The 22,190-nt window shown below is 64.5% G+C and carries 25 protein-coding genes and 1 other RNA gene; 16 read left to right on the forward strand and 10 right to left on the reverse strand.

Annotated elements, in window-relative coordinates:
• Positions 1-412 precede the first annotated feature (412 nt).
• The 4 genes from BLQ92_RS23365 to panD all read left to right on the forward strand — a co-directional run bounded on the left by BLQ92_RS23365 (position 413) and on the right by panD (position 2,953).
• Complete coding sequence (locus BLQ92_RS23365; RefSeq protein WP_090686922.1) at positions 413-598, forward strand: DUF3460 family protein; 186 nt, start codon at positions 413-415, stop codon at positions 596-598.
• A gap of 2 nt (positions 599-600) precedes the next feature.
• Entirely contained in the window at positions 601-1,473 is an 873-nt protein-coding gene (locus tag BLQ92_RS23370) for a segregation and condensation protein A (protein WP_090686924.1), read from the forward strand.
• A 199-nt stretch (positions 1,474-1,672) separates the two neighbouring features.
• Positions 1,673-2,506, forward strand: a complete 834-nt coding sequence (gene panC, locus BLQ92_RS23375; protein ID WP_090686926.1) for a pantoate--beta-alanine ligase — start codon at positions 1,673-1,675, stop codon at positions 2,504-2,506.
• A gap of 60 nt (positions 2,507-2,566) precedes the next feature.
• Entirely contained in the window at positions 2,567-2,953 is a 387-nt protein-coding gene (gene panD, locus BLQ92_RS23380; protein ID WP_090686929.1) for an aspartate 1-decarboxylase, read from the forward strand.
• Between the two features lie 102 nt (positions 2,954-3,055).
• Here panD and BLQ92_RS23385 read toward each other — a convergent pair whose 3' ends face one another.
• Complete coding sequence (locus BLQ92_RS23385) at positions 3,056-3,697, reverse strand: ParA family protein (protein ID WP_090686932.1); 642 nt, start codon at positions 3,695-3,697, stop codon at positions 3,056-3,058.
• Between the two features lie 167 nt (positions 3,698-3,864).
• Here BLQ92_RS23385 and BLQ92_RS23390 point away from each other — a divergent pair, with 167 nt between their 5' ends.
• Both BLQ92_RS23390 and BLQ92_RS41450 read left to right on the forward strand, forming a co-directional pair.
• Positions 3,865-4,284, forward strand: coding sequence for a PaaI family thioesterase (locus BLQ92_RS23390; RefSeq protein ID WP_090686935.1), 420 nt, complete (start codon positions 3,865-3,867; stop codon positions 4,282-4,284).
• A gap of 72 nt (positions 4,285-4,356) precedes the next feature.
• Entirely contained in the window at positions 4,357-4,635 is a 279-nt protein-coding gene (locus BLQ92_RS41450; RefSeq protein ID WP_090686937.1) for an AbrB/MazE/SpoVT family DNA-binding domain-containing protein, read from the forward strand.
• Between the two features lie 69 nt (positions 4,636-4,704).
• On the opposite strand, the gene BLQ92_RS23400 is transcribed toward BLQ92_RS41450, so the two are convergent.
• Both BLQ92_RS23400 and BLQ92_RS23405 read right to left on the reverse strand, forming a co-directional pair.
• On the reverse strand, positions 4,705-5,121 hold the full coding sequence (locus BLQ92_RS23400) for a DoxX family protein (RefSeq protein ID WP_090686940.1): 417 nt from the start codon (positions 5,119-5,121) through the stop codon (positions 4,705-4,707).
• Positions 5,122-5,273: 152 nt separating this feature from the next.
• Positions 5,274-6,803, reverse strand: a complete 1,530-nt coding sequence (locus BLQ92_RS23405; protein WP_090686943.1) for a cobyric acid synthase — start codon at positions 6,801-6,803, stop codon at positions 5,274-5,276.
• 65 nt (positions 6,804-6,868) lie between these two features.
• Between BLQ92_RS23405 and cobU the strand changes: the two genes are divergently transcribed.
• Genes cobU through BLQ92_RS23425 form a run of 4 tightly spaced genes read left to right on the forward strand, consistent with a single transcriptional unit; the run spans position 6,869 to position 10,394 of the window.
• Positions 6,869-7,417, forward strand: a complete 549-nt coding sequence (gene cobU, locus BLQ92_RS23410) for a bifunctional adenosylcobinamide kinase/adenosylcobinamide-phosphate guanylyltransferase (RefSeq protein WP_090687212.1) — start codon at positions 6,869-6,871, stop codon at positions 7,415-7,417.
• 2 nt (positions 7,418-7,419) lie between these two features.
• Positions 7,420-8,355, forward strand: a complete 936-nt coding sequence (cbiB, locus tag BLQ92_RS23415; RefSeq protein WP_090686945.1) for an adenosylcobinamide-phosphate synthase CbiB — start codon at positions 7,420-7,422, stop codon at positions 8,353-8,355.
• Positions 8,348-9,391 carry a threonine-phosphate decarboxylase CobD gene (cobD, locus tag BLQ92_RS23420; protein ID WP_090686948.1) on the forward strand — a complete coding sequence of 348 codons (1,044 nt, stop codon included), beginning with the start codon at positions 8,348-8,350 and terminating at the stop codon, positions 9,389-9,391. The genes cbiB and cobD overlap by 8 nt, the downstream gene beginning before the upstream one ends.
• Positions 9,392-9,446: 55 nt before the next feature.
• On the forward strand, positions 9,447-10,394 hold the full coding sequence (locus BLQ92_RS23425) for a cobalamin-binding protein (RefSeq protein WP_090686951.1): 948 nt from the start codon (positions 9,447-9,449) through the stop codon (positions 10,392-10,394).
• Between the two features lie 67 nt (positions 10,395-10,461).
• Here the strand turns inward: BLQ92_RS23425 and cobC are convergent, their stop codons facing one another.
• Genes cobC through BLQ92_RS23450 form a run of 5 tightly spaced genes read right to left on the reverse strand, consistent with a single transcriptional unit; the run spans position 10,462 to position 14,808 of the window.
• Entirely contained in the window at positions 10,462-11,052 is a 591-nt protein-coding gene (gene cobC, locus BLQ92_RS23430) for an alpha-ribazole phosphatase (protein ID WP_090686953.1), read from the reverse strand.
• Positions 11,037-11,795, reverse strand: coding sequence for an adenosylcobinamide-GDP ribazoletransferase (locus BLQ92_RS23435; protein WP_090687214.1), 759 nt, complete (start codon positions 11,793-11,795; stop codon positions 11,037-11,039). Before BLQ92_RS23435 ends, cobC begins: the two co-directional genes overlap by 16 nt.
• Before the next feature lie 24 nt (positions 11,796-11,819).
• Positions 11,820-12,872 carry a nicotinate-nucleotide--dimethylbenzimidazole phosphoribosyltransferase gene (gene cobT / locus BLQ92_RS23440; RefSeq protein WP_090686955.1) on the reverse strand — a complete coding sequence of 351 codons (1,053 nt, stop codon included), beginning with the start codon at positions 12,870-12,872 and terminating at the stop codon, positions 11,820-11,822.
• A gap of 35 nt (positions 12,873-12,907) precedes the next feature.
• A complete protein-coding gene (locus BLQ92_RS23445) occupies positions 12,908-13,768 on the reverse strand; it encodes an ABC transporter ATP-binding protein (protein ID WP_244106360.1) in 861 nt (286 codons plus the stop codon).
• Positions 13,765-14,808, reverse strand: a complete 1,044-nt coding sequence (locus BLQ92_RS23450; protein WP_090686957.1) for a FecCD family ABC transporter permease — start codon at positions 14,806-14,808, stop codon at positions 13,765-13,767. Before BLQ92_RS23450 ends, BLQ92_RS23445 begins: the two co-directional genes overlap by 4 nt.
• A gap of 613 nt (positions 14,809-15,421) precedes the next feature.
• Here BLQ92_RS23450 and BLQ92_RS23455 point away from each other — a divergent pair.
• From BLQ92_RS23455 to BLQ92_RS23475, 5 genes are all read left to right on the forward strand, one after another.
• Positions 15,422-15,778 carry an ATPase gene (locus tag BLQ92_RS23455; RefSeq protein ID WP_090686959.1) on the forward strand — a complete coding sequence of 119 codons (357 nt, stop codon included), beginning with the start codon at positions 15,422-15,424 and terminating at the stop codon, positions 15,776-15,778.
• Positions 15,775-16,089 carry a cell division protein ZapA gene (locus BLQ92_RS23460; protein WP_074302088.1) on the forward strand — a complete coding sequence of 105 codons (315 nt, stop codon included), beginning with the start codon at positions 15,775-15,777 and terminating at the stop codon, positions 16,087-16,089. The genes BLQ92_RS23455 and BLQ92_RS23460 overlap by 4 nt, the downstream gene beginning before the upstream one ends.
• Before the next feature lie 118 nt (positions 16,090-16,207).
• Positions 16,208-16,389: non-coding RNA, 6S RNA (ssrS, locus tag BLQ92_RS23465), on the forward strand.
• 156 nt (positions 16,390-16,545) lie between these two features.
• Positions 16,546-17,004 carry an EVE domain-containing protein gene (locus BLQ92_RS23470; protein WP_090686961.1) on the forward strand — a complete coding sequence of 153 codons (459 nt, stop codon included), beginning with the start codon at positions 16,546-16,548 and terminating at the stop codon, positions 17,002-17,004.
• A gap of 297 nt (positions 17,005-17,301) precedes the next feature.
• Positions 17,302-18,027 carry an SIMPL domain-containing protein gene (locus tag BLQ92_RS23475; RefSeq protein ID WP_090686963.1) on the forward strand — a complete coding sequence of 242 codons (726 nt, stop codon included), beginning with the start codon at positions 17,302-17,304 and terminating at the stop codon, positions 18,025-18,027.
• A 153-nt stretch (positions 18,028-18,180) separates the two neighbouring features.
• Here BLQ92_RS23475 and lgt read toward each other — a convergent pair whose 3' ends face one another.
• Positions 18,181-19,086 carry a prolipoprotein diacylglyceryl transferase gene (gene lgt / locus BLQ92_RS23480; RefSeq protein ID WP_090686964.1) on the reverse strand — a complete coding sequence of 302 codons (906 nt, stop codon included), beginning with the start codon at positions 19,084-19,086 and terminating at the stop codon, positions 18,181-18,183.
• A gap of 129 nt (positions 19,087-19,215) precedes the next feature.
• Positions 19,216-20,208 carry a LysR family transcriptional regulator gene (locus BLQ92_RS23485; RefSeq protein WP_090686966.1) on the reverse strand — a complete coding sequence of 331 codons (993 nt, stop codon included), beginning with the start codon at positions 20,206-20,208 and terminating at the stop codon, positions 19,216-19,218.
• A 153-nt stretch (positions 20,209-20,361) separates the two neighbouring features.
• On the opposite strand from BLQ92_RS23485, the gene ilvD reads away from it, so the two are divergent.
• Positions 20,362-22,035 (forward strand): dihydroxy-acid dehydratase, encoded by a 1,674-nt coding sequence (gene ilvD / locus BLQ92_RS23490; protein ID WP_090686968.1) that lies wholly within the window; start codon positions 20,362-20,364, stop codon positions 22,033-22,035.
• The last annotated feature ends 155 nt before the right edge of the window (positions 22,036-22,190 follow it).

Raw genomic sequence — 22,190 nt, forward strand, 5'->3', positions numbered from 1 at the left:
CGATCGCACAACCCGCCAAACAGGACCTCCGCGGCCGTTGTTGATGAATGATTCGGCTTGCCAGCCCCTGCAGCAGCCGGCAAGCTCGCTATTTGACCACACCGAAGCCGCCCCGCGATCATCTCAGAATTGGCATCTGCAGGCCCCATCTACGCCCTGCGCGCCTGCGCCGACAGGGACTTCGCTGGCCGGCCGCTGGGTAGCCCCTAGGCGGCCCAGCTCAGCGGCCTCTCGGCGCCCCCTAAGTAACCGAACCTCGTGCCCTCTTGGCGGCGCGCCCGCCTTGGAGTCGGCAGCCGTGCCGATGTTCCGCGCGTTTTTCGCCCGCGGGCGACGCTTGCTGTAAAATTGCGCTCGACACGCGCAACGGCCCCGAGGGCCGCCGCCACTTCTCTATCACGGACGTTGAGCCATGTATCAATCGGACATCACGCAGTTCCTGAATCAGCTGAAGCAACAAAAGCCCAATCTCGAGGCGGAACAACGCCGTGGCCGTTCGCTGCTGTGGGACAAGCAGCCGATCGACCTCGAAGAACGCGCTGAGCAGCAAGCCTCGCGCGTGCAACAGACTGCCTACCAGTACTACCAGAACTTCTAAGCGTGAGCACCGCCGACGAGGCCCGCGCCGCGAAGGCGCAGCCCGACGCTGCGCTCGCCGCGCCCGCGACCGATTCGACGCCTGATACCGTCGACGGTATCGCTTTCGCGCGCCTGTACGGCGAGCCGCTCTTCAAGCTGCCGACGGATCTTTACATCCCGCCGGACGCGCTCGAAGTCTTCCTCGAAACGTTCGAAGGCCCGCTGGATCTGTTGCTATACCTGATCCGCAAGCAGAACTTCAACGTGCTCGACATCCCCATGGCGGATGTCACCACGCAGTACCTCGGCTATGTCGAGCAGTTGCGGCAGACCAATCTCGAACTCGCCTCCGAATATCTGCTGATGGCGGCCATGCTGATCGAGATCAAGTCGCGCATGCTGCTGCCGGTCAAGAAGGCCGACACCGGCGAAGAGGCGGAAGACCCGCGTGCCGAACTCGTGCGGCGCCTGCTCGAATACGAGCAGATGAAGCTCGCCGCGCAGCGGATCGACCATTTGCCGCAACTGGGCCGCGACTTCCTGCGCGCCGACGTTTATATCGAGCAAAGCATCACGCCGCGCTTCCCGGACGTGAACAGCGAAGATCTGCGCGCCGCCTGGGCCGACGTGATCAAGCGCGCCAAGCTCGTGCAGCACCACCGGATTTCGCGTGAAGAGCTGTCGGTACGCGAGCATATGAGCGTGATCCTGCGCCGTCTGCAGAATGCGCGCTTCATGGAGTTCACGGAGCTGTTCGACGTCTCGCGCGGCGTGCCCGTGGTGGTGGTCAATTTCATTGCGATGCTGGAGCTGTCGCGCGAATCGCTGATTGAGATCACCCAGGCCGAACCGTTCGCGCCGATCTACGTGCGGCTCGCTTATTTGCCAGCCTGAGTTTGTCATCTGAGCTGCCGGCTTAGGCGCACTCTAGAGGCACGCCTCGTTTCGGTGCGCCCAACCCACAAATCCACTACAATCCGGCGCTCCGAACCAGTCATCACCGGAACGGGAGCCTGACGGGCCAAATGGGGCGGCATGCACCATTTAAGTGCCCGCCGGGTCCTGCGCCGCGCGAGGAAAACACCGTCCGATCATGAAAGTCATCAGCTCGATCCACGAATTGCGCGACCAGTTGCGCGGCCAGAACCGCACTGCGTTCGTCCCGACGATGGGCAATCTGCACGAGGGCCATCTGTCGTTGATGCGCCTCGCGCGCCAGCACGGCGACCCGGTGGTGGCGAGCATTTTCGTCAACCGGCTGCAATTCGGGCCGAACGAGGATTTCGACAAGTATCCCCGCACGCTCGAAGCCGACATCGAGAAGCTGCAGAAAGAGAACGTCTACGTGCTGTTCGCGCCGACCGAGCGCGATTTGTACCCGGAGCCGCAGGAATACCGCGTGCATCCGCCGCACGACCTGGGCGACATCCTCGAGGGCGAATTCCGCCCGGGCTTCTTCCAGGGCGTGTGTACGGTGGTGATGAAGCTGATGTCGTGTGTGCAGCCGCGCGTCGCGGTGTTCGGCAAGAAGGATTACCAGCAACTGATGATCGTGCGCCAGATGTGCCAGCAGTTCGCGCTGCCGACCGAAATCATCGCCGCTGAAACCGTGCGCGACACCGACGGCCTCGCGCTCAGCTCGCGCAACCGCTATCTGCAGGCAGCCGAGCGCGCCGAAGCGCCGAAGCTCGCGATCGAGCTGAACCGGGTGCGCGACGCGGTGCTGGCCGGCAACCGCGATTTCGCGGCAGTCGAGCGCGAAGCAATGGCCGCACTCGCCGCCCGCGGCTGGCAGCCCGACTACATCGCCGTGCGCAAGCGCTCGAACCTGCTGCCGCCCACCGCGCAGGACACCGACGCCCCGCTCGTCGTGCTCGCCGCGGCCAAGCTGGGCGCCACGCGCCTCATCGACAACCTCGAAATCTGACGCTCCCGATCGCTCGGGAACGCGCCGCAACACCCCCAAAAGGACTCATAGGGAACGGTCATGCAACGCCACATGCTGAAATCGAAGATTCATCGCGTCGCCGTCACGCACTGCGAGCTGCACTACGAAGGCTCATGCGCGATCGACGAGAATCTGTTGGAAGCCGCGAATATCGTCGAGAACGAACGCATCGACATCTGGAACATCAACAACGGCGAGCGGTTCTCGACCTACGCGATCAAAGGTGAGCGCGGCAGCGGCATGATCTCGCTGAACGGCTCGGCGGCGCGGCGCGCGCAACTGGGCGACCTGGTGATCATCGCGGCGTTTGCGATGGTGGAAGAAGCGGAATTGAAAGCGGGCTGGAAGCCGGATCTGGTGTTCGTCGACGACAACAACAAGATCAAGGGCAGCCGCGACCACGTGCCGACCCAGACCTGGACCTGAAGTACCGCGGCGCGCCGGCAGCGCCGGAGCCAGACCCGCGGCGCGTCCGAAACCACATGGAGCGCGCCGCCGCAGGTCACATGGCTGCGCCCGCCGGCCCGCTTAAGCCTTAGGTTTGGGCTTGCGTTCGAGCCATTCGATGATCGGCTGCCACTGCTCCAGATCTTTCTCCACCCGGCTCTTCGCCACATCCCACAGCGTCAGGCCATGCGCCGCTAGCTGCACGTAGTTCTGCGTGTCGCGCAGGAAACCCAGCACGGGCAGCTTCAATCCCTCGACAAAGCGATGCAGTTGCTCCGCCGAGCGCGTGCGGGCATCGACCCGCATGCCCACCACACCGATTTCGATCCCACCCTTGCGCACCGCCTTCTCTTTGGCGAGCCGCTCGAGAAATTCCTGGGTGGCGAGAATATCGAACAGCGACGGCTGGAGCGGCACGATCACCTTATCCGCCAGATCCAGCGCAATGCCGAGCCGGTTGCCGTGCAAACCCGCCGGCGTATCGATCACAGCGTGCTCCAGCCCCTTGGGCGGCTTCGCGGGCGTTTCCTGGTCCACTTCCCAGACTTCGATCGGCGGCAGCGTGGCGGGCCGCAGTTCGAGCCACGCGTGGGCCGAATGCTGCTTGTCCAGATCCGCCAGTGCGACCCACTCGCCTGCCGCCGCGAAATAGCCGGCCAGATTGGTCGATAGCGTGCTCTTACCCACGCCGCCCTTCGGATTGGCCACCACGATTACCGTCATGAGTACTCCCGGGAAGATGGCTGGCGCCGCCAGCCGGTTTGCCGCGTCTAGTCTGAGATTGCGTCGACCCCGTCGATCCAGCCGTTGATAATATCGACAAATCCAGCCGGGTCGAAGCCCTGAAGGGCTATTTGGGGCGCGATTCTTACAAAAAGGAGCGAAATATCATGAGCAAACTACGCACGGACTGCACGATCGACGCCCTTCATGAGCGCCAGCGGGGTCGCTTGCCCGACTTGTTGGGAGTGCGGGTGAGTGCGCTGGAACAGGGCTCGCTGACGGCGGAGCTGACCGTGCGGCCGGAGTTGCTGGCGCCTAACGGCTTTCTGCATGCGGCTACCGTGATCGGGCTCGCTGACACGGCGTGTGGTTACGCGTGTCTCGCGCATCTGCCCGACACGGCGCGCAATTTCACCACGATCGAGCTGAAGAGCAACTTCCTCGGTACGTGCGTCGAAGGCACGATCCGGGCGGTTGCCAAGGGTGTGCATCTGGGGCGGACCACCCAGGTATGGGACGCTACCGTGTTCGATCCGAACGGCAAGACGATTGCGCTGTTCCGGTGTACGCAGATGGTGTTGGCGTGAGGGATGAAGCGCTGTAGATTGCACAGCAGACGCTGTATAAAGCACAGCGCTGAATTCCGTGCTCGGTAAGGAATGTGCAAGAAAGCGAATATCCGCGAGGACTCGAGGAAACTTAAGATCGAAAAGTGGGGCAATAGCCTTGCGCTACGCATTCCCGACCTCTACTTGCGCCACCTCGGCATCCAGCAAGGCGACCAGGTAAGAGTGAACCTGACGGTTGACGGCGGTATCCATATTCGCGCCGCAGCGTGGAACCGGAGGGCTTTCGCGCGGGAACTGGAAGAGACTCGCCGGTCCCTGCCTATGACGATATCCGTCATCGAAGAACTCCGACGCCCTGCACGCCGCTGAGCCGGCGACAAACCCCTCCGGCCCACGTCCGAAGGGGTTTCAATGTCAAATGCGCGTCAACGCGTTCCCTCAAGCCGCCACTGCCCGCGGCGCCTTCGCCCCGCTCAACGCTCCCACTCCCCCGCCGAGCAGCGCCTGCACCACCAGCGTCACCGCCCAGAAAGCCGGATATTCCCAGCCGCCGTTCGGCGACGCGAAGCCCCAGCCGTTATGCAGGTGAGCCGACATCGCGCCGAGCATGAACGGCAGCAGCACCAATGCAACCCAGCGCACCTGCACGCCAAGCAGCAGCGCGATCCCGCCCGCCAGTTCGACAAAGGCCGTGAGATAGCCAAGCCAGCCCGGCAAACCCAGCGATTCGAAGAAATGCGCCGTAGCCGGCAGCGTGAAAACAAAAATCTTCTGCAGGCTGTGCGCGAGATACAAGACGCCTAGCGCGACGCGCAGGAGCGTGGCGGCGAGATCGGCCGAACGGTTCGAGTTCATCAAGAGTCCTTGTCAGTTGGGTGGGACGACGCACGCGCGCCGTCGATAGACCGGACTGTATTCGAACCGTGGAGTCGGAGAAACTGCTTTGCAGGCTTAGATTATTTCCTATCAGGAGTTAATCAATCGCCGCCAGATGAAAAACAGGCGAATCAACCAATCGCCGCAAACAGCCTCGCCAGATCCAGATGCTCGGCCAGCGTATCGGCCAGCCGGTCCAGTGAGGCTTCACGCAGCGCCGGATAGTCGATCGTCCCGGCATCGTTCAAACCCGCCCATTCCAGCAGCGCAGCACAAGCCGCTGGCGTATCGAACAAGCTGTGCACGTAGGTAGCGAGAATTTGCCCATCGGGAGAAAGTGCGCCATCGGGCCGCTCCCCTCCCTCCGGCGTGACCAGCCGCAATGCCGGCGCAGCGAGAGCCGGGCCTTCAGTCTCGCCCATATGAATCTCGTAGCCGGCCACATCTGCCGCGCCCGGCAGCGCTAACCGACCCGTCACGTTCTTCAGCGTCTTCTCTTGCGTCAAGGTCGTCGAGTAATCGAGCCAGCCAAGCCCCGCGACGCTTCCCGGCGCCCCTTCGACGCCATGCGGATCGGCCACTTCGCGCCCGAGCATCTGCATGCCGCCGCAAATGCCGATCACCTTGCCGCCGTAGCGCAGGTGACGTTGCAGCACCTGGTCCCAGCCTTGTGCGCGCAGAAACGCCAGATCGCCCTGCACGTTTTTCGAACCCGGCAGGATCATCAGGTCAGCCGCTGGTGGCGTCATACCGCTGCGCACGTAATGAAAATCCACCTGCGGGTGCGAGCGCAGCGCGTCGAAATCGGTGTGATTGCTGATATGCGGCAACACCGGCACGACGACGCGCAAGGCCGTGCGCGCTTCGGCCCCAGCGGCCTGCGCGGCCCGCAGTTCGCGCGGCAACATGTCTTCGGCATCGAGCGTGAGGCCATGCAGATACGGCACCACGCCAAGCACCGGTTTGCCGGTCCGCTCTTCGAGCCAGTCGAGACCCGGCTGGAGCAGGCTGATATCGCCGCGAAACCGGTTAATGATGAAACCGCGCACGCGCGCCTGCTCGCTCGCCGACAGGCACGCCAGCGTCCCGGTCAGATGCGCGAACACCCCGCCACGATCGATATCCGCGACCAGCACGACCGGGCAGTCGACCGCCTCCGCAAAACCCATGTTGGCGATATCGCGATCGCGCAGGTTGATCTCCGCGGGACTGCCCGCCCCTTCCACGAAGATCGTGTCGTAGCCGGCCTGCAGGCGCGCGTATGACGCCAGCACCGCTTCGAAGGCCACCGGCTTGTAGTCGTGATAGGCGCGCGCATCGAGATTCATGCGCGCCTTGCCGTGGATGATCACCTGGGCGCCGCGATCGCTGGTCGGCTTGAGCAGCACCGGGTTCAGATCGGTGTGCGCGGCGATGCCCGCCGCTACGGCCTGCAGAGCCTGGGCGCGGCCGATCTCGCCGCCGTCGACCGTCACCGCGCTGTTGAGCGCCATGTTCTGCGGCTTGAACGGCGCGACCCGCACGCCGGCGCGCCGCGCGAGTCGGCACAGGCCGGCCACGAGCGTGCTCTTGCCCGCATCGGAGGTCGTCCCCTGGATCATCAGCGTGCCGCGCGGTACGCGCATGCCGTCAGGCAAGTTCGAAGTCTTTACCGTCGTCATGAAACAGAGGGCCGGGCCGGTTGATGGAAGCCGGCATTATCCCATCGCCCCGGTACAATCACGCGATGATTCCCCGCGACCTCACCTTCGTTCTCGGCGGCGCCCGCTCAGGCAAGAGCGTGCATGCCGAACAACTCGCAAGCGACAGCGCGCGGCCCGTCACCTATATCGCCACTGCGCAGCGCGCGGGCGACGAGGAATTCGCCGCCCGGATCGCCCACCATCGCGCGCGGCGGCCGGCGCACTGGCAATTGCTCGAAGCCTCGATCGACCTCGCCGGGGCCGTCGCGCAAGCCGACGCGCCTGACCACTGCATCCTGATCGACTGCCTGACGCTGTGGCTCGCCAACCTGCTATGCCCGGCGGATGGGACCGCACCTAGCGACGACTATCTCGCGCGCCTCGCCGCGTTCGAAGCCGCGCTCGGTTCGGCTCAAGGCAAGATCATCGTCGTCAGCAACGAGATCGGCTTGGGCGTCGTGCCACTCGGCGCAGCGACGCGTCTATACGTCGATGAACTCGGGCGTCTCAATCAGCGCATCGCCGCATTGAGCACTCAGGTCACGATGATGGTCGCGGGGCTGCCGCTCGCGCTCAAGTCCGCGAGCCGCTAGTCGTGCTGTCCTTACCCCTGATCGCCACCCTCGCGACCGCCGGTGTCGCCGTCGACCGCTGGTTCGGCGAGCCGCGCACCGCCCATCCGCTGGTCGGCTTCGGCAAGCTCGCCATGCAGATCGAAGCGCGCCTGAACACCGGACGGCGCGGTCGGCTGCTGGGTATTGCCGCCTGGGCGCTCGCCGTGCTGCCGCCGGTGCTGATCGCGGCCTGGCTCGTTGCGGTGCTGCCGTTCGTGCTGGCCTGCGCGGTGCACGTCCTGCTGCTGTGGTTCGCGCTCGGCGCACGCAGCCTCAACGATCACATTGCGCCAATCGCTCGCGCGCTCGCTCAACGCAATCTCGCCGAGGCGCGCCTGCTGACCTCGCGCATCGTCTCGCGCGAAACCGCCCATGCCGACGAGGCCGCGCTCTCGCGCGCCGCGGTCGAATCGGCGCTGGAAAACGGCAACGATGCGATCTTCGGCGCGCTGTTCTGGTTCGCCATTGCCGGTGGTCCAGGCGCGCTGGCGTTTCGCCTCGCCAACACGCTCGATGCCATGTGGGGCTATCGCACGCCGCGTTATCTGCGCTTCGGCTGGGCGGCCGCGCGCATCGACGACGTGCTGAACTGGATTCCCGCGCGCCTGACAGCGGCGAGCTACGCGCTGCTAGGCGACACGCGCACTGCGTGGCGCTGCTGGCGCGACCAGGCGCCGCGCTGGGATAGCCCCAACGCGGGGCCGGTGATGGCCTCGGGCGCCGGCAGCCTGAACGTGCTGCTTGGCGGGTCGGCCGTCTATCACGGCGCGCTCGAAGCGCGCCCCACGCTCGGCGCCGGACAACCCGCCACTACCGCGCATATCGTCGCGGCGCTGCAGTTGGTCGAGCGCACGGTAATTCTGTGGCTCGCGGTGCTGATCGTGCTCGCCTTGTTAAGCGTCCCGTTCCATGGCTAACACAATAGTTCGCAGCGTGGTCCACAGCGTCGTCCACGGCGGCAACCTGCATGAAGCGGCGCAGCGCTACGACATCCAGTACGCCCAGTGGCTCGACCTCTCGACCGGTATCAATCCGCACGGCTACCCAGTGCCACCGGTACCCGCCGACGCATGGCGCCGCCTGCCCGATGAGGGCGACGGCTTTGCCGCATGCGCCGCAGGCTACTACGGCGCCCCCTCTCCTCAGCATGTGCTGCCGGTCGCAGGCAGCCAGGCGGCGATCCGCTCGCTGCCTGCGCTGTTGCCGCGCGCGACGGTCGCCATTGCCCCGCTCACCTATAGCGAATACGCACCTGCGTTCGAGCGGGCCGGTCATAGGATCGCGCCGCTCGACGTCTCATGCGACATGCTGCCCGACGAGGTCACGCACGCCGTCGTGGTCAATCCGAACAACCCGACTGCCCATCATCTGAGCGTAGACAAACTCCTGCAATGGCACGCGCAACTGGCGGCGCGCGGCGGCACGCTGCTGGTCGACGAAGCGTTTGCCGATGCGCTTCCTGCCGCATCGCTGGCTGGCTACGCCGATCGGCCAAGCCTCGTCGTGCTGCGTTCGCCGGGCAAGTTCTTCGGCCTCGCCGGTGTGCGCGCAGGTTTCGTGCTGAGCGACCCGGCGCTGCTCGACGGCTTGCGCGAAATACTCGGCGCGTGGACCGTCAGCGGTCCCGCCCGGCATGCTGTGAGCGCAGCCTTCAAGGATCTCGTGTGGCAAGGTCGGATGCGCGCACAGCTTGAAGCAGACAGCGCGCGCCTGACCGGACTGTTGCGGGCGCAACGTTTTTCGCCGCACAGCACACCGCTCTTTGCGTGGACCGACGATCCGCGTGCCGCGGCGTTGCATCACCAACTGGCGTTGCGCGGCATCTGGACGCGTTTGTTTGCCGCCTCGGGAAGCGTGCGCTTCGGGCTGCCGGGCTCCGAGGAGGAATGGCGACGGTTCGAAGAAGGCCTGCGCGAAAGTATGAGCACCATCGATGCTGCACGTCCCGGCTGAAGCCAACTACCCCATTCACCCTCCGCCTACTCGTCGCCGAGCGCCGGCCAGCCACATGACTCGACCCTCACGCTTCGCCTCGTTTTTCGCTTCGCGTTTCGTCTCGCTCATCTGCGCCACGCTCTTCGCCTGCGCTTTCGCGTCGACCGCACAGGCCACGGTCAGCGCGACCGACGACACCGGCGCCACCGTCACGCTCGCCGCCCCGGCCCAACGCGTGATCAGCCTCGCGCCGCACGTGACCGAGTTGATCTACGCAGCGGGCGGCGGCGCAAAGCTGGTAGGAGCCGTGTCCTACAGCGACTACCCGCCGGCTGCGAAGCAGGTGCCGCGCGTCGGCGACAACAAGGCGCTCGACCTCGAACGCATCGTCGCGCTGAAACCCGATCTGATCGTGGTCTGGCGGCACGGCAATGCTCAATCTCAACTCGAACGCCTGCGCGAGTTGCACATCGCGCTATTCTTCAGCGAGCCGCATCAACTGGATGACGTGGCGCTCACCCTGACCCGGCTTGGCACCCTGCTCGGCACGTCGGACACCGCAGATGCCGCCGCGACCGCATACCGCGAGGACATCGCACGGCTGCGCGCACGCTATGCAAGCCGGCCGCCTGTCAGCGTGTTCTATCAAGTGTGGGATCAACCGCTGATGACGCTCAACGGCACGCATATGATCAGCGACGTGATCACGCTATGCGGTGGCCGCAATGTGTTTGCCAAACTCGAACCGCTGGTGCCGACGGTTTCGACCGAGGCGGTGCTTGCCGCCAACCCGGAGGCCATCGTGACCGCATCGGCAGGTGCCACCAAGCCCGATGCGCCGCTGGCGAAACTCGATGCATGGCGTGCGTGGCCGAGCGTCACGGCGGTGGCGCGCAACAACCTGTTCGCCATCGACGGCGATTTGATCGACCGTCCTGCACCGCGGATCGCGCAAGGCGCCGCGCAATTATGTGAGGATCTGGAGGTGGCACGCTCGCGCAGGCCGGCCAACGCACAGTAAGAGTGAGCCGCGAGCAGCGGCGCGCTCACGTCAAGCGCACTAGCGATCAACTGATAACGCGAACCGCTCAGGCATTCCAGCGCACCAGCGACCAGACTTGCTGCTCATCGTCACGCCGCAGCCACGCCACGCCCGCCATCTCGAGCGACCACTGGGTCGTGCGCGCCACCGGCACGCCAAGCACCAACGAGGCGATCACCCGCATCACGCCGGCATGCGTCACCACATACGCCGGCGAACATTCGCGTGTCTGAGCAAACGCATCGAGCCACGCCTGCACCCTCGCGACAAACTGCGCGACGCTCTCGCCACCATGCGCACGCGAGTGGTCGAAATTCTCCGCCCAGTCGTCGAGCAGCGCGCGATCAATCGCGTCCCAGCGCTGTTGCTCCCACGCGCCGAAATCCATTTCCTTCAAGCGGTCGTCGAAACTATGGGCGCAACCGAAACTCCCCGCCAGCGCCGCGGCGACCGAGGCACAGCGCAGCAGCGGACTCGCCAGCAGCACGCGCGGCGGCGGCACCTGCAAGGTAGCGAGGCGCATCGCCAGCGCTGTTGCAGACTCCTCTGGGTCGGCGGCCAGGGCGACATCGCTGTGCCCGTAACAGACGCCCGCATCGACGGCGACCGCCGGATGACGAATCAGGACGAGATCCATGCAAGCCCCAACAGATAGATAGCCAGTTCAAAAATCTGTTGCGCGAAGCCCAGGCAATCGCCGGTATAGCCGCCAATGCGTCTGACGAAATAGCGGCCCATGACGACGCGCAGCACCACCAGCAGCATGAGCGCCGCACAGCCGAAACGCCAGTCCGGCCAGAACAGCGCCGGCAGTCCGAACAGCGCCGCCAGCGCGAACGCCGCACCGCTCAAGCGTTGCGCGACCGGCTTCGCCTTGCCCTCGGCACGCACGTAATCGAGCGTCGCCAGATAGCTGATCGCGCCGGTTCTGCTCGCGGCGTGCGCCGCAATCATCAGACCTGCGGCGCGCAACGGCGGCAAGGCCGCAAGCGTCTGCCACTTCAGAGCCAGCGCAATCACCAGCGCAATTGCACCGAACGCGCCAATGCGCGAATCGTGCATGATGCGCAGCACGTCCTCGCGCGTATAGGCGCCACCGAACGCATCGCAGCAATCCGCCAGACCGTCCTCATGAAACGCACCGGTGACGAGCAGGGTCGCGGCCATCGACAGCAGCACTGCCACGCCCGGCGGAAACACATGCAGGGCCGCCAGATAGACGAGCGCAGCGAGGCCGCCCACCAGCACGCCGACCAGCGGAAAGTAGCGCGCAGCCGCGTTCAGATAGTGCGGTTCATAGCCGACCCAGCGCGGCACCGGTACGCGGGTGAAATAGCCAAGCGCCGTGAAGAAGTAGCGCAACTCCATCAGCGGATTCATCGGCATGCGAGGCCTGTGAGCCGCTTAAGCATCGCGATCCGCGACGCCGGCCGATTCGAAGCTGGCCATCTCGTTGAGGAAGGCCGTCGCGGCGCGCAGCAAGGGCACGGCCAGCGCTGCACCGGTGCCTTCGCCCAGGCGCATGTCGAGTGCGAGCAGCGGAATTCCGCCGAAATGGTCGAGCATGCGGCGATGCCCGGCTTCGTTCGAGGCATGCGCGAACACGCAGTATTCACGCACGTTGGGCTCCAATGCATCGGCGACCAGCAGCGCGGAAGTGGCGATAAACCCATCGACGAGAATCGTCATGCGTGCTTCGGCGGCGGCGAGATAAGCGCCCGCCATCATGGCGATTTCGAAGCCCCCGAAGGTTGCGAGCACAACCAACGGATCGGCGCTCGGCGCATGATGCGCCAGCGCCGAGGCCAGCACATTGCGTTTCTTCGCGAGCCCGGCATTGTCGAGACCGGTGCCGCGTCCGACGCATTCGTCGATCGGCACGCGGCACAGACGGCTCATCAGGCAGGCGGCCGCCGACGTATTGGCAATGCCCATCTCGCCGAAGCCGATCACATTGGTGCCGAGCGCCGCGTGATGACGCACGCGCGCGGCTCCAGCACGCATCGCGGCGAGCGCCTGCTCGCGCGTCATCGCAGGTTCATGGGCAAAGTTGCGCGTGCCCGCGGCAACCGGGATATCGACGAGCCCCTCGGTAGCCGGCAGCGGCGTCGCAATGCCTGCATTGACCACTTCGAGCGTCATATCGGCGACGCGGCTCAGCGCATTGATGGCCGCCCCGCCGGCCAGAAAATTCGCCACCATCTGCGCAGTCACGGCCTGCGGATACGGGCTCACGCCTTCTTCAGCAATGCCATGGTCGCCCGCGAACACGATCATTGCCGGACGTTGCACCGTAGGATGAGTGGTCCGCTGGATCAGGCCCATCTGCCGCGCGAGCGTTTCGAGCCGCCCGAGGCTGCCGGGCGGCTTGGTTTTCGTATCGATCAGATGTTGCAGTGTCTTGCGCAGCGTCTGATCGAGCGGTTCGACGACGGGCAATGCGAGTGACGAAGTCATAGGTATTCGAGTAAGAGAAAAGTCTGTAGCGCGCGTCATGAAGACGGTCCTGCCGCCCCGCTCTGCGCCGAGTGCGGCCGTGGCGCGGGAATCAACGCCTCATGCCCGCCGTCCTGCAGCAGGATCAGCGGATAACCGAAGGCCCGGCTCGCCAGCGCCGGCGTCAGCACCTCGCGCACCGGACCTGCGAATGCCGAGCCTGCGCCATCCAGGAGTAGCGCATGGGTTGCAAAGCGTCGCGCGAGGTTCAGGTCGTGACACGAAAACACTACTGTACGCTTCGGCTCGGCCGCCCAACCAATCAATGCCTCGAGGCAGTCGATCTGGTGATGCAGGTCGAGATGAGACAGCGGCTCGTCGAGAAGCAACAACGGTGCCTCCTGGCACAACACGGCGGCGAGCGCCACGCGCTGCCGCTCGCCGCCCGAGAGCGACAGCACGTCCCGGGTGGCGAACGCGCTGAGGCCGAGCAGGTCGAGCGCGGCATGCGCAGCGGCGCGATCGGCCGGGCGCTCCCATCCCCAGCCCGCGAGATGCGGAAAGCGGTTCAGCATCACAATATCGAGCACGCTCGCGCTGAAGGCGTCGTGTGCGCTTTGCGGCATCAGCGCACGGCGTCGTGCGAGCGATGCAAGCGGCCACTCGGCCAAGCGCACGCCGTCCAGTTCGACGTGACCTGCCGCTGGCGGCAACAGACCGGCCAGCGCGGAAATCAAGGTGGTCTTGCCCGCACCGTTCGGCCCGGCGATGCACCAGACTTCGCCCGGATAGAACGTGTGCGTGAAACGATCGAGCAGCGTGCGCGCGCCTGCGCGCAACGTCAGGTGTTGCACGCTCAATGTGGCGGGAGGGGCGAGTGAAGCATGCAAAGCCCCTGGTAGCATGCGTGTCGTCATCGTGGCCTGCGCAACAGCATCCACAGGAACACCGGCACGCCGATCAACGCCGTGATCACACCCACCGGCAATTGGGCGGGCGCGACCGCCGTGCGAGCGACGAGGTCCGCGCCCATCACCGCCACACCGCCGCCAAGCGCAGCGGCCGGCAACAGCATGCGTTGATCGTTGCCGAACGCAAGCCGCAAGGTGTGCGGGACCACCAGGCCCACGAAGCCGATCGTCCCGCCGGTCGTGACGGCCGCTGCTGCCGCGAGCGAAGCGACCAGATAGACACGCAAACGCAGGCGCATCACGGAGACGCCCAGCGCCTGGGCTGCCGCATCGCCGCGTAACAGCACGTTGAGCTGAGGCGCAGCAGGCAGAATCGCAACCAGCACGGCCACAAGCGCGGCGAGCGCGAGCCAGGGAAAGCCGCCACCATTCAGATCGCCGGTCAGCCAGAACAACATGCCGCGCAAGCGGTTATCCGGCGCGAGCGTCAACAGCAAGGTGATCAGCGCGCCCCACCCTGCCGCGATCACCGCGCCCGTCAACAGCAAACGCGGCGAGGTGTCCTGCGGCTCGCCGCGCCACAACTCGCGGCGCGCGAGACCGAGCACCAGCAGGATCGACACGAACGCCCCGGCGAACGCGCTGGCATCGACGAGCCACCACGCGCAACCGGCCATCATCGCGAACAGCGCGAAACTCGCGGCTCCTCCGGATACGCCCAGCACATACGGCTCGGCCAGCGGATTGCGCAGCAACACCTGCAGCAGCGCGCCGGCCACCGCCAGCAACGCGCCGCACGCAAAACCCGCCAGCGCGCGCGGCAAGCGCAGCGAGCGCACGATTTCTCCCGCCAGGTCGGCCGGTGCGCCGCCATGCGCGGGCAGCGGTAGCAGCGCGGCCAACACGCGGGCCGGCGAAAGCGCTACGCTGCCGAGCGCCAGCGACGCCATCAGTACCACCAGCGCCAGCACGGCGAGCACACACCAGATCGCCGCGGCGCGCTTCGCGTGCATGAGCGGCAGACTGCGCACGGACAGGCGATTCATTCGTGCAGCCTCAGTGCCGCCGGCCCGGCATCATGACTGCTGAGCGGCCAGCGTGAGGTCGGCGCCGCGACGCGGCGGGTTGTAGGTGTAGGCCAGTTCATAGTGTTCAGCAGATTCTGGATTTGCGCGGCCATGTACGAAGGGTTCGCCACGTTGGCTCGTTGCGTTGGAGCGCACGCAACGCGTCGGCATCGCTCGCAGTAACTTTCCAGCGTTCGGTGAGATTCAGGGTCTAGCCCAGATAGTAACTGTTCGGTCTGGCGAAGCCGAAATACGGGTACGGGTTATGGTGCAGCGACGCATCGACTCGCCTTCCCACGCCTCTCGGGTAGTGGCACACTCGCGGGTTCGCATTTGAAAACCGCATTGGAAAACGTGTGCCGGCCCCAAAGCGCCGCAAGTTTAGGAGTGGCACCGAGAACCGTCAAGAAAGGTCAAGCAGGCCAGTTTCCGTGCGTTCGCAGACTGACCGATGTGCAATTGACGGGTACGTTCCAACCGTTTCGGCAGCGGAAGTCTGCACAAAGCGATGCTGTTACGTCTCGAAACGAGACAATTATCGGAACCTGCGACATTCCGCGCTAAAATGCGATGTCTTTAGAGGACGCAGCACATGCTCACCGAACTCGAAACACTTTCACAGAATATCGGCAGGCTGATTGCGATCAGCCAGCGTCACAACGAAGCGCGTCAAGCACTCGAAACACAGCTCGCACAAGTGCGCGCCGAAGCCGAGGCAACACGTGCCGAACTCGCACAGATGCGCGAAGAGCGCGACGCGCTGCAAGCCGAGCGCGATGCCCTGTCTGCCAAGATCGACGACGCCCAGGTGCGCCTGAATGCGATCCTCGAAAAATTGCCGCGGGCGCGTGCGCACAACGAGCCGGACAACCAGCTCGATCTGCTCGAAGCAGCGCCACAGGAAGAAGAGGCCGGTAACGCCGTCACCCGCCACGGAGAAAACGCATGACCACCAAGCAGATCGAAGTATCGATTCTCGGCCAGCCCTATCGTCTCGCCTGCTCGCCGGAAACCGAAGCTGCGCTGCTCGAAGCGGTGGCACGCGTCGACGCTGAGATGTCGAAGATCCGCGCGCACAGCAATGTGCGCGGCGTCGATCGCATCGCCGTGATGGCTGCGTTGTCGCTGGCATCGGAACTGCTTAAGCTGCAAGCGAGCGTGCGACACGGAGAAGCATTTCCCGCCGAGGAAATCCGGCGTACAATGCATCAAATGAACGAACAGCTAGGTACTGTGATTCAACAGTACAGCATGCAGTAAAAGGGTTTGAAGTAGCTGTACGGTAGCTGTACGGCCAATTAGAATTCACGCAAAGTACGCGGTCCTGCCTCACAAGATTCACGAAGGGACCAGCAAGCGTTTGAATTCAATCAGTTTAGCTTCCCTGCCTGGTTCGCCAAGGTCATATATTCCTTGAACCAATGCCATGTGCACGGTTGCGGAAATTTGTAGCACGGGTGTGCGCGTCACTCTGTCTGATGTACCCGAAGTGCTGCTAACTGCGACCAATTCTGAACCTCAGGTTCAGGATGCCGGCCTAGCGGCTAAGGCGGGGACCTTATCAAACGGCATCGGACTGGAGTCCGGTGCCGTTTTTCTTTGGGGCCACGCTTTCGGGTCTGCGCTTTTGCATCTACACTGCGTCTACCCTGCGCCCATCTTTTTAGGCCTTGATTTACGGCGTTTTCTCTTTCTTTTCAACGTTCAATTCGATTCATGCGCTACTGGCTAATGAAGTCCGAACCGGACGAAGCAAGCATCGACCACCTCGCCCACGCACCGCAACACATCTTGCCGTGGACCGGCGTGCGCAACTATCAGGCGCGCAATTTCATGCGCGACCTGATGCAAATCGGCGACGGGGTCCTCTTCTATCATTCGAGCTGCCCCGAGCCGGGCATTGCCGGCCTCGCCGAAGTAGCGTCGACACCCTACCCCGACCCCACGCAGTTCGACGCGAAAAGCCCGTACTACGATCCGAAATCGTCCCCTGAGACGCCGCGCTGGGTGCTCGTCGACGTCGTGTTCAAGAAGAAACTCCCGTTGATTCCGCTGGCCGCGCTGCGCGAGCATGCCGAACTCGCGGACATGCGCGTGCTCGCCAAAGGCAACCGGCTGTCCATCACACCGGTCACCGAGGCCGAGTGGCGCTTCATCACCAAGCGCCTCGTTTAACAATCTTGACTACGCGCCGTGGCCGGATGCACTCGGGCCACGCGGCAACGTCGCGCTCGCGCGCCGGACATGTGACCTCGCGTCGCAGCAAGCCAATTGTCAAGTTGGGGAACCAAGGCGGGGGTGGGTGCGCCTAATTGGGTCACAAGCGCGGCTCGCAAGCAGCGTGCCATCGGGTAGAACGATCCATCCCGATGTCGAGCACGCGTTACGCGTCGCGACGGCTTCATGGGAGGCCGCCGCACGCAGCCCGCATACAGTCATCGCGCATAACCTGCTCAAGCAAGGAGTCTAATAATGACGCAAAAAGCCGCCCGTGCCATCGCACTCGCCATCGCTCTCTCTACGCCGTTTGCCTTCGCCTCGGCCGCTGCCCGCGCCCAGGGTGTCACGCAAGCTGAACCGGCCGGCGTGCTGTCGCTGAACGCACAAGCCAGCGCCGAGGTCCCGCAGGACGTGGTGAACATCACGCTGTTCTACGAACAGGAAGCGAGCGATCCGTCGGCCCTCACCGCTACGCTCAACCAGCGCGCCGACGCGGCACTGCGCCAGGCCAAGGGCGTGAGCGGCGTTACCGCACGCACCGGTTCGTTTGCAATCTATCCGTCAACCGATCGCGATGGCCGTATCTCCGCATGGCGCGGCCGGACCGAAGTGGTGCTCGAATCGCATGATTTCGCCGCGGCCTCGAAACTGGCCGGCGAAATGGCATCGAACATGCAAGTCGGCAACGTGCAATTCTCGCTGTCGCCGGAAGCGCAGCGTGCCGCCGAACAGAAGCTCACCGGTGAAGCGATCGCCTCGTTCCGCAAGCAGGCGGGCGCTGCGGCTCAGGCATTCGGCTACGGCGGCTATTCGATCCGCGAAGTGAACGTCGGGCAAAACGGCGTGATGCCGCGTCCCATGATGATGATGAGCGCGCGCGCGATGGGCGCCGACGCCAAGGCCGCGGCACCGCTGCCGCTCGAAGCGGGCACCTCGACGGTCACGGTGAACGTGTCGGGCTCGGTGCAGATGAAGTAACGATGAAGCAGCCCCGTGCGGAGTGACGCTCGCTCCGCACGCGAGGCCGCTTCCTGCTGCGAATACTCAACATGAGCAGCACCAAACAAAAACGCCACGGCATGCCGTGGCGTTTCTGCTTCAACGATCAACGAGCAACGAGCGCGGCTCGAATCAGTTCGCGCCGACAGCCTTGACCGCTTCGCGGCCCTTGCGCCGGTAAGCCCATGCCAGCAGCCCTGCGCCGACCAGGATCATCGGCAGCGACAGCCACTGTCCCATCGAAAGCCCCATGGCCAGCAGACCGAGGAAGTCGTCCGGCTCACGGGCGAATTCCACCGTGAAGCGTGCGAGGCCGTAGCCGATCAGGAACACCGCGGAAATGGCGCCGAGCGGACGCGGCTTGCGCGAGAAGAACCACAGCACGAAGAACAGCGTAATGCCTTCGAGCGCGATCTCGTACAGCTCCGACGGATGACGCGGCAGCATGTGATATTGCGCGAAGATCTCATTCAGATGCCATTTTGCTGCCAGGTCCGGATGGCGCGTGAGCCAGATGGCGTCGTCGTTCGAGGCGCCCGGGAACATCATGGCCCACGGTGCGTTCGGGTCCGTCACGCGGCCCCACAACTCGCCGTTGATGAAGTTGCCGAGGCGGCCCGCCGCGAGCCCGGTGGGCACCATAGGCGCAACGAAATCGGTGACCTGCAGCCACGAGCGCTTGCGCTGCCAGGCAAATAGCACCATCGCGAGTGTGACGCCGAGGAAGCCGCCGTGGAACGACATGCCGCCTTCCCACACCTTGAAGATGTCGAGCGGATGCGCGAAGTAGTAATCCGCCTTGTAGAACAGCACGTAACCGAGGCGGCCGCCGAAGATCGTGCCGAGCACGCCGTAGAACAGCATGTCGTCGATATCCTTGACGGTCCAGCCTTGCGCCGCGACGTAGGGCAAACGCAAGCGCAGCCGGCCGACGACGATCGCCATGATGAATGCCACCAGGTACATCAGACCGTACCAGCGTACGGCGAGCGGCCCTAGATGGATCGCGATCGGGTCGAAGTTGGGATGAATGTGCATCGTGTTGTTATGGGCAGTTCAGGTTCAAAAAGCGGCTTCGATAAGGCTTAGCGGGTTGGCGTTGGACGGCGCGCCGCGCGATGCGTTCGCAACGGCGTGCAAAAAGGCGCAGTGTAAGCCCCGCAGCTTTCACTCGCCTCGCAGCAGCGCCGCGCCGCCCGCCTCGACGGTGGCCGCATGCGCACGGACGATGCCGATAAACCCGGCCAACACGGGACTCACCTGCGCGGTGCGCCACACGAGACCTGTCTCGATGGCAGGCACCGATTCGCGCAGCGGCCGGTACACCACACCGGTGCGGCGCAGGTTACGCAGCGATTGCGGCACGAGTGCGACACCCATGCCCGCCGAGACGAGGCTCACGATCGTCTGCATCTGGATCGCTTCCTGGGCAATACGCGGCGTGAGACCGGCCACGCCGTAGCAATCCATAATGATGTCATAAAAGCCTGGCGCCAAACGCCTCGGGAAGATCACCAGCGGTGCGTCGCCGAGATCGCGCAGGCTGACCGGCGTGTCGCTCCACTCGGCGCCAGCCGCTGCGCCGTCGTTATCTCCTCGCCCTTCGACACGTGCCGCCATCTCCGACGACATCGCAATCACCAGCGGTTCGCGGGAAATCGGCAGCCACGACAATTGCGCCGCGTGACGCGGCGGCAGCGGCGCAATCACCAGACCCGCGTCGATGCGGCCGGCCACCAGTTCGTCGATCTGCACGTCGCTGGTGGCCTCGGTCAGTTGCAGCCGCACGCGTGGGTAGCGGGCGCCGAAGTCGCGCAGCAGCAAGGGCAGCAAGCCATAGTCCGCGGTCGACACGAAGGCGAGCGACAACACCCCCGCCTCGCCGCGCGCGAGACTTTGCGCGAGCGGCCGCAGCCCTTCGGCGCTAGCGAGCAGACGCTGCACTTCGGGCAACAGGTCGGCGCCGACCGGGGTCAACTCGACCGAACGCTTGGTACGCGCGAACAACTCGACGCCGAGCGTCTCCTCCAGCGCGCGAATCGCCTGCGAGAGCGGCGGCTGCGTCATCGAGAGCCGCGCGGCGGCGTGGCCGAAGTGCTTTTCTTCGGCCACGGCGATGAAATAGCGCAACTGGCGCAAATCGGGCGCGATGGGCAGCATGATTGATATATTTTACGACCTAATAGACCTTGAATAATATATTAGACGCGCACATTGAGAAACTGCATTCTTGCGTGACGCGCCACCACCTAAACTGATCAGAGCGGAGCCGAAGCTGGCTGAAGGCGCCGGAGCACCCTTGAGGAGACCCCCATGCCGTACAACCGTCGTTCGAAGAACATCACGCAAGGCGTCGCGCGCTCGCCCAACCGTTCGATGTATTACGCCCTCGGCTATCAGAAGGAAGACTTCGACAAGCCGATGATCGGCATCGCCAACGGCCACTCGACGATCACGCCGTGCAACGCCGGCCTGCAGCGCCTCGCCGATGCAGCGGTCGCCGCGGTCAAAGGCGCCGACGCGAATCCGCAGATCTTTGGCACGCCGACGATCTCCGACGGCATGTCGATGGGCACCGAAGGCATGAAGTACTCGCTGGTGTCGCGCGAAGTGATCGCCGACTGTATCGAGACCTGCGTGCAGGGCCAGTGGATGGACGGGGTGGTCGTGATCGGCGGGTGCGACAAGAACATGCCGGGCGGCATGATCGGCATGCTGCGCGCCAACGTGCCGGCTATTTACGTGTACGGCGGCACGATCCGCCCGGGCAACTGGAAGGGCGTCGACCTGACCATCGTGTCGTCGTTCGAAGCAGTCGGCGAATTCACCGCCGGCCGGATGTCGCAGGAAGATTTTGAAGGGGTCGAACAGAACGCCTGCCCGTCGACAGGGTCGTGCGGCGGCATGTACACCGCCAACACGATGAGCTCGTCATTCGAAGCACTGGGCATGTCGCTGCTGTACTCGTCGACGATGGCCAATCCGGATGAGGAAAAAGTGGCTTCGGCGGCCGAGTCGGCGCGCGTGCTGGTCGAAGCGGTCAAGAAGGATCTGAAGCCGCGCGACATCATCACCAGGAAGTCGATCGAAAACGCCGTGGCCGTGATCATGGCCACGGGCGGCTCGACCAACGCCGTGCTGCACTTCCTCGCCATCGCCCATGCGGCTGAAGTGGAATGGAGCATCGAAGACTTCGAGCGCATGCGCAAGAAGGTGCCGGTGATCTGCAACCTGAAGCCCTCGGGCCAGTACGTGGCGACCGATCTGCACAAGGCCGGCGGCATTCCGCAGGTCATGAAGATCCTGCTCGACGCCGGTCTCCTGCATGGCGACTGCATCACGATCACCGGCAAGACCATCGCCGAGGAACTGAAGGACGTCCCGGGCAAGCCGCGCACCGACCAGCAGGTGATCTTCCCGATCGACAAGGCGCTGTATAAGGAAGGCCACCTCGCCATCCTGAAGGGCAACCTGGCCACGGACGGCGCGGTCGCCAAGATCACCGGCCTGAAGAACCCCGTCATCACCGGGCCGGCCCGCGTATTCGACGACGAGCAAAGCGCGCTGGAAGCGATTCTGGCCGACAAGATCAAGGCGGGAGATGTGGTGGTGCTGCGTTACCTCGGACCGAAGGGCGGCCCCGGGATGCCGGAAATGCTCGCGCCGACTTCGGCGATTATCGGCAAGGGTCTCGGCGAATCGGTCGGTCTGATAACCGACGGCCGCTTCTCGGGCGGCACGTGGGGCATGGTGGTAGGCCACGTCGCGCCGGAAGCGTTCGTGGGCGGCACAATCGCATTCGTACAGGAAGGCGATTCGATCACCATCGACGCGCATAAGCTGCTGCTGCAACTGAACATCGACGACACCGAGCTGGAACGCCGGCGCGCCGCATGGCAGCAACCGAAGCCGCGTTACACGCGCGGCGTGCTGGCCAAGTACTCGGCGCTAGCGCTGCCGGCCAACAAGGGGGCGGTGACGGGCTAAAACCGGAGGCGCAGAGCAGTGGCGAGTTGATTCCGGTCAACGCGCAACGCAACCGCCGCAGCGGCCGCTGGACATTCAGGCAGAACAAAGGGGCGCACGGAAAACCGTGCGCCCCTTTCCTTTTATAATGTTGGCACCACGAGTCGGGCACCTGC

Origin of the sequence: Paraburkholderia phenazinium (assembly GCF_900100735.1) — a bacterium.
In the GTDB taxonomy this organism is placed as follows: domain Bacteria; phylum Pseudomonadota; class Gammaproteobacteria; order Burkholderiales; family Burkholderiaceae; genus Paraburkholderia; species Paraburkholderia phenazinia.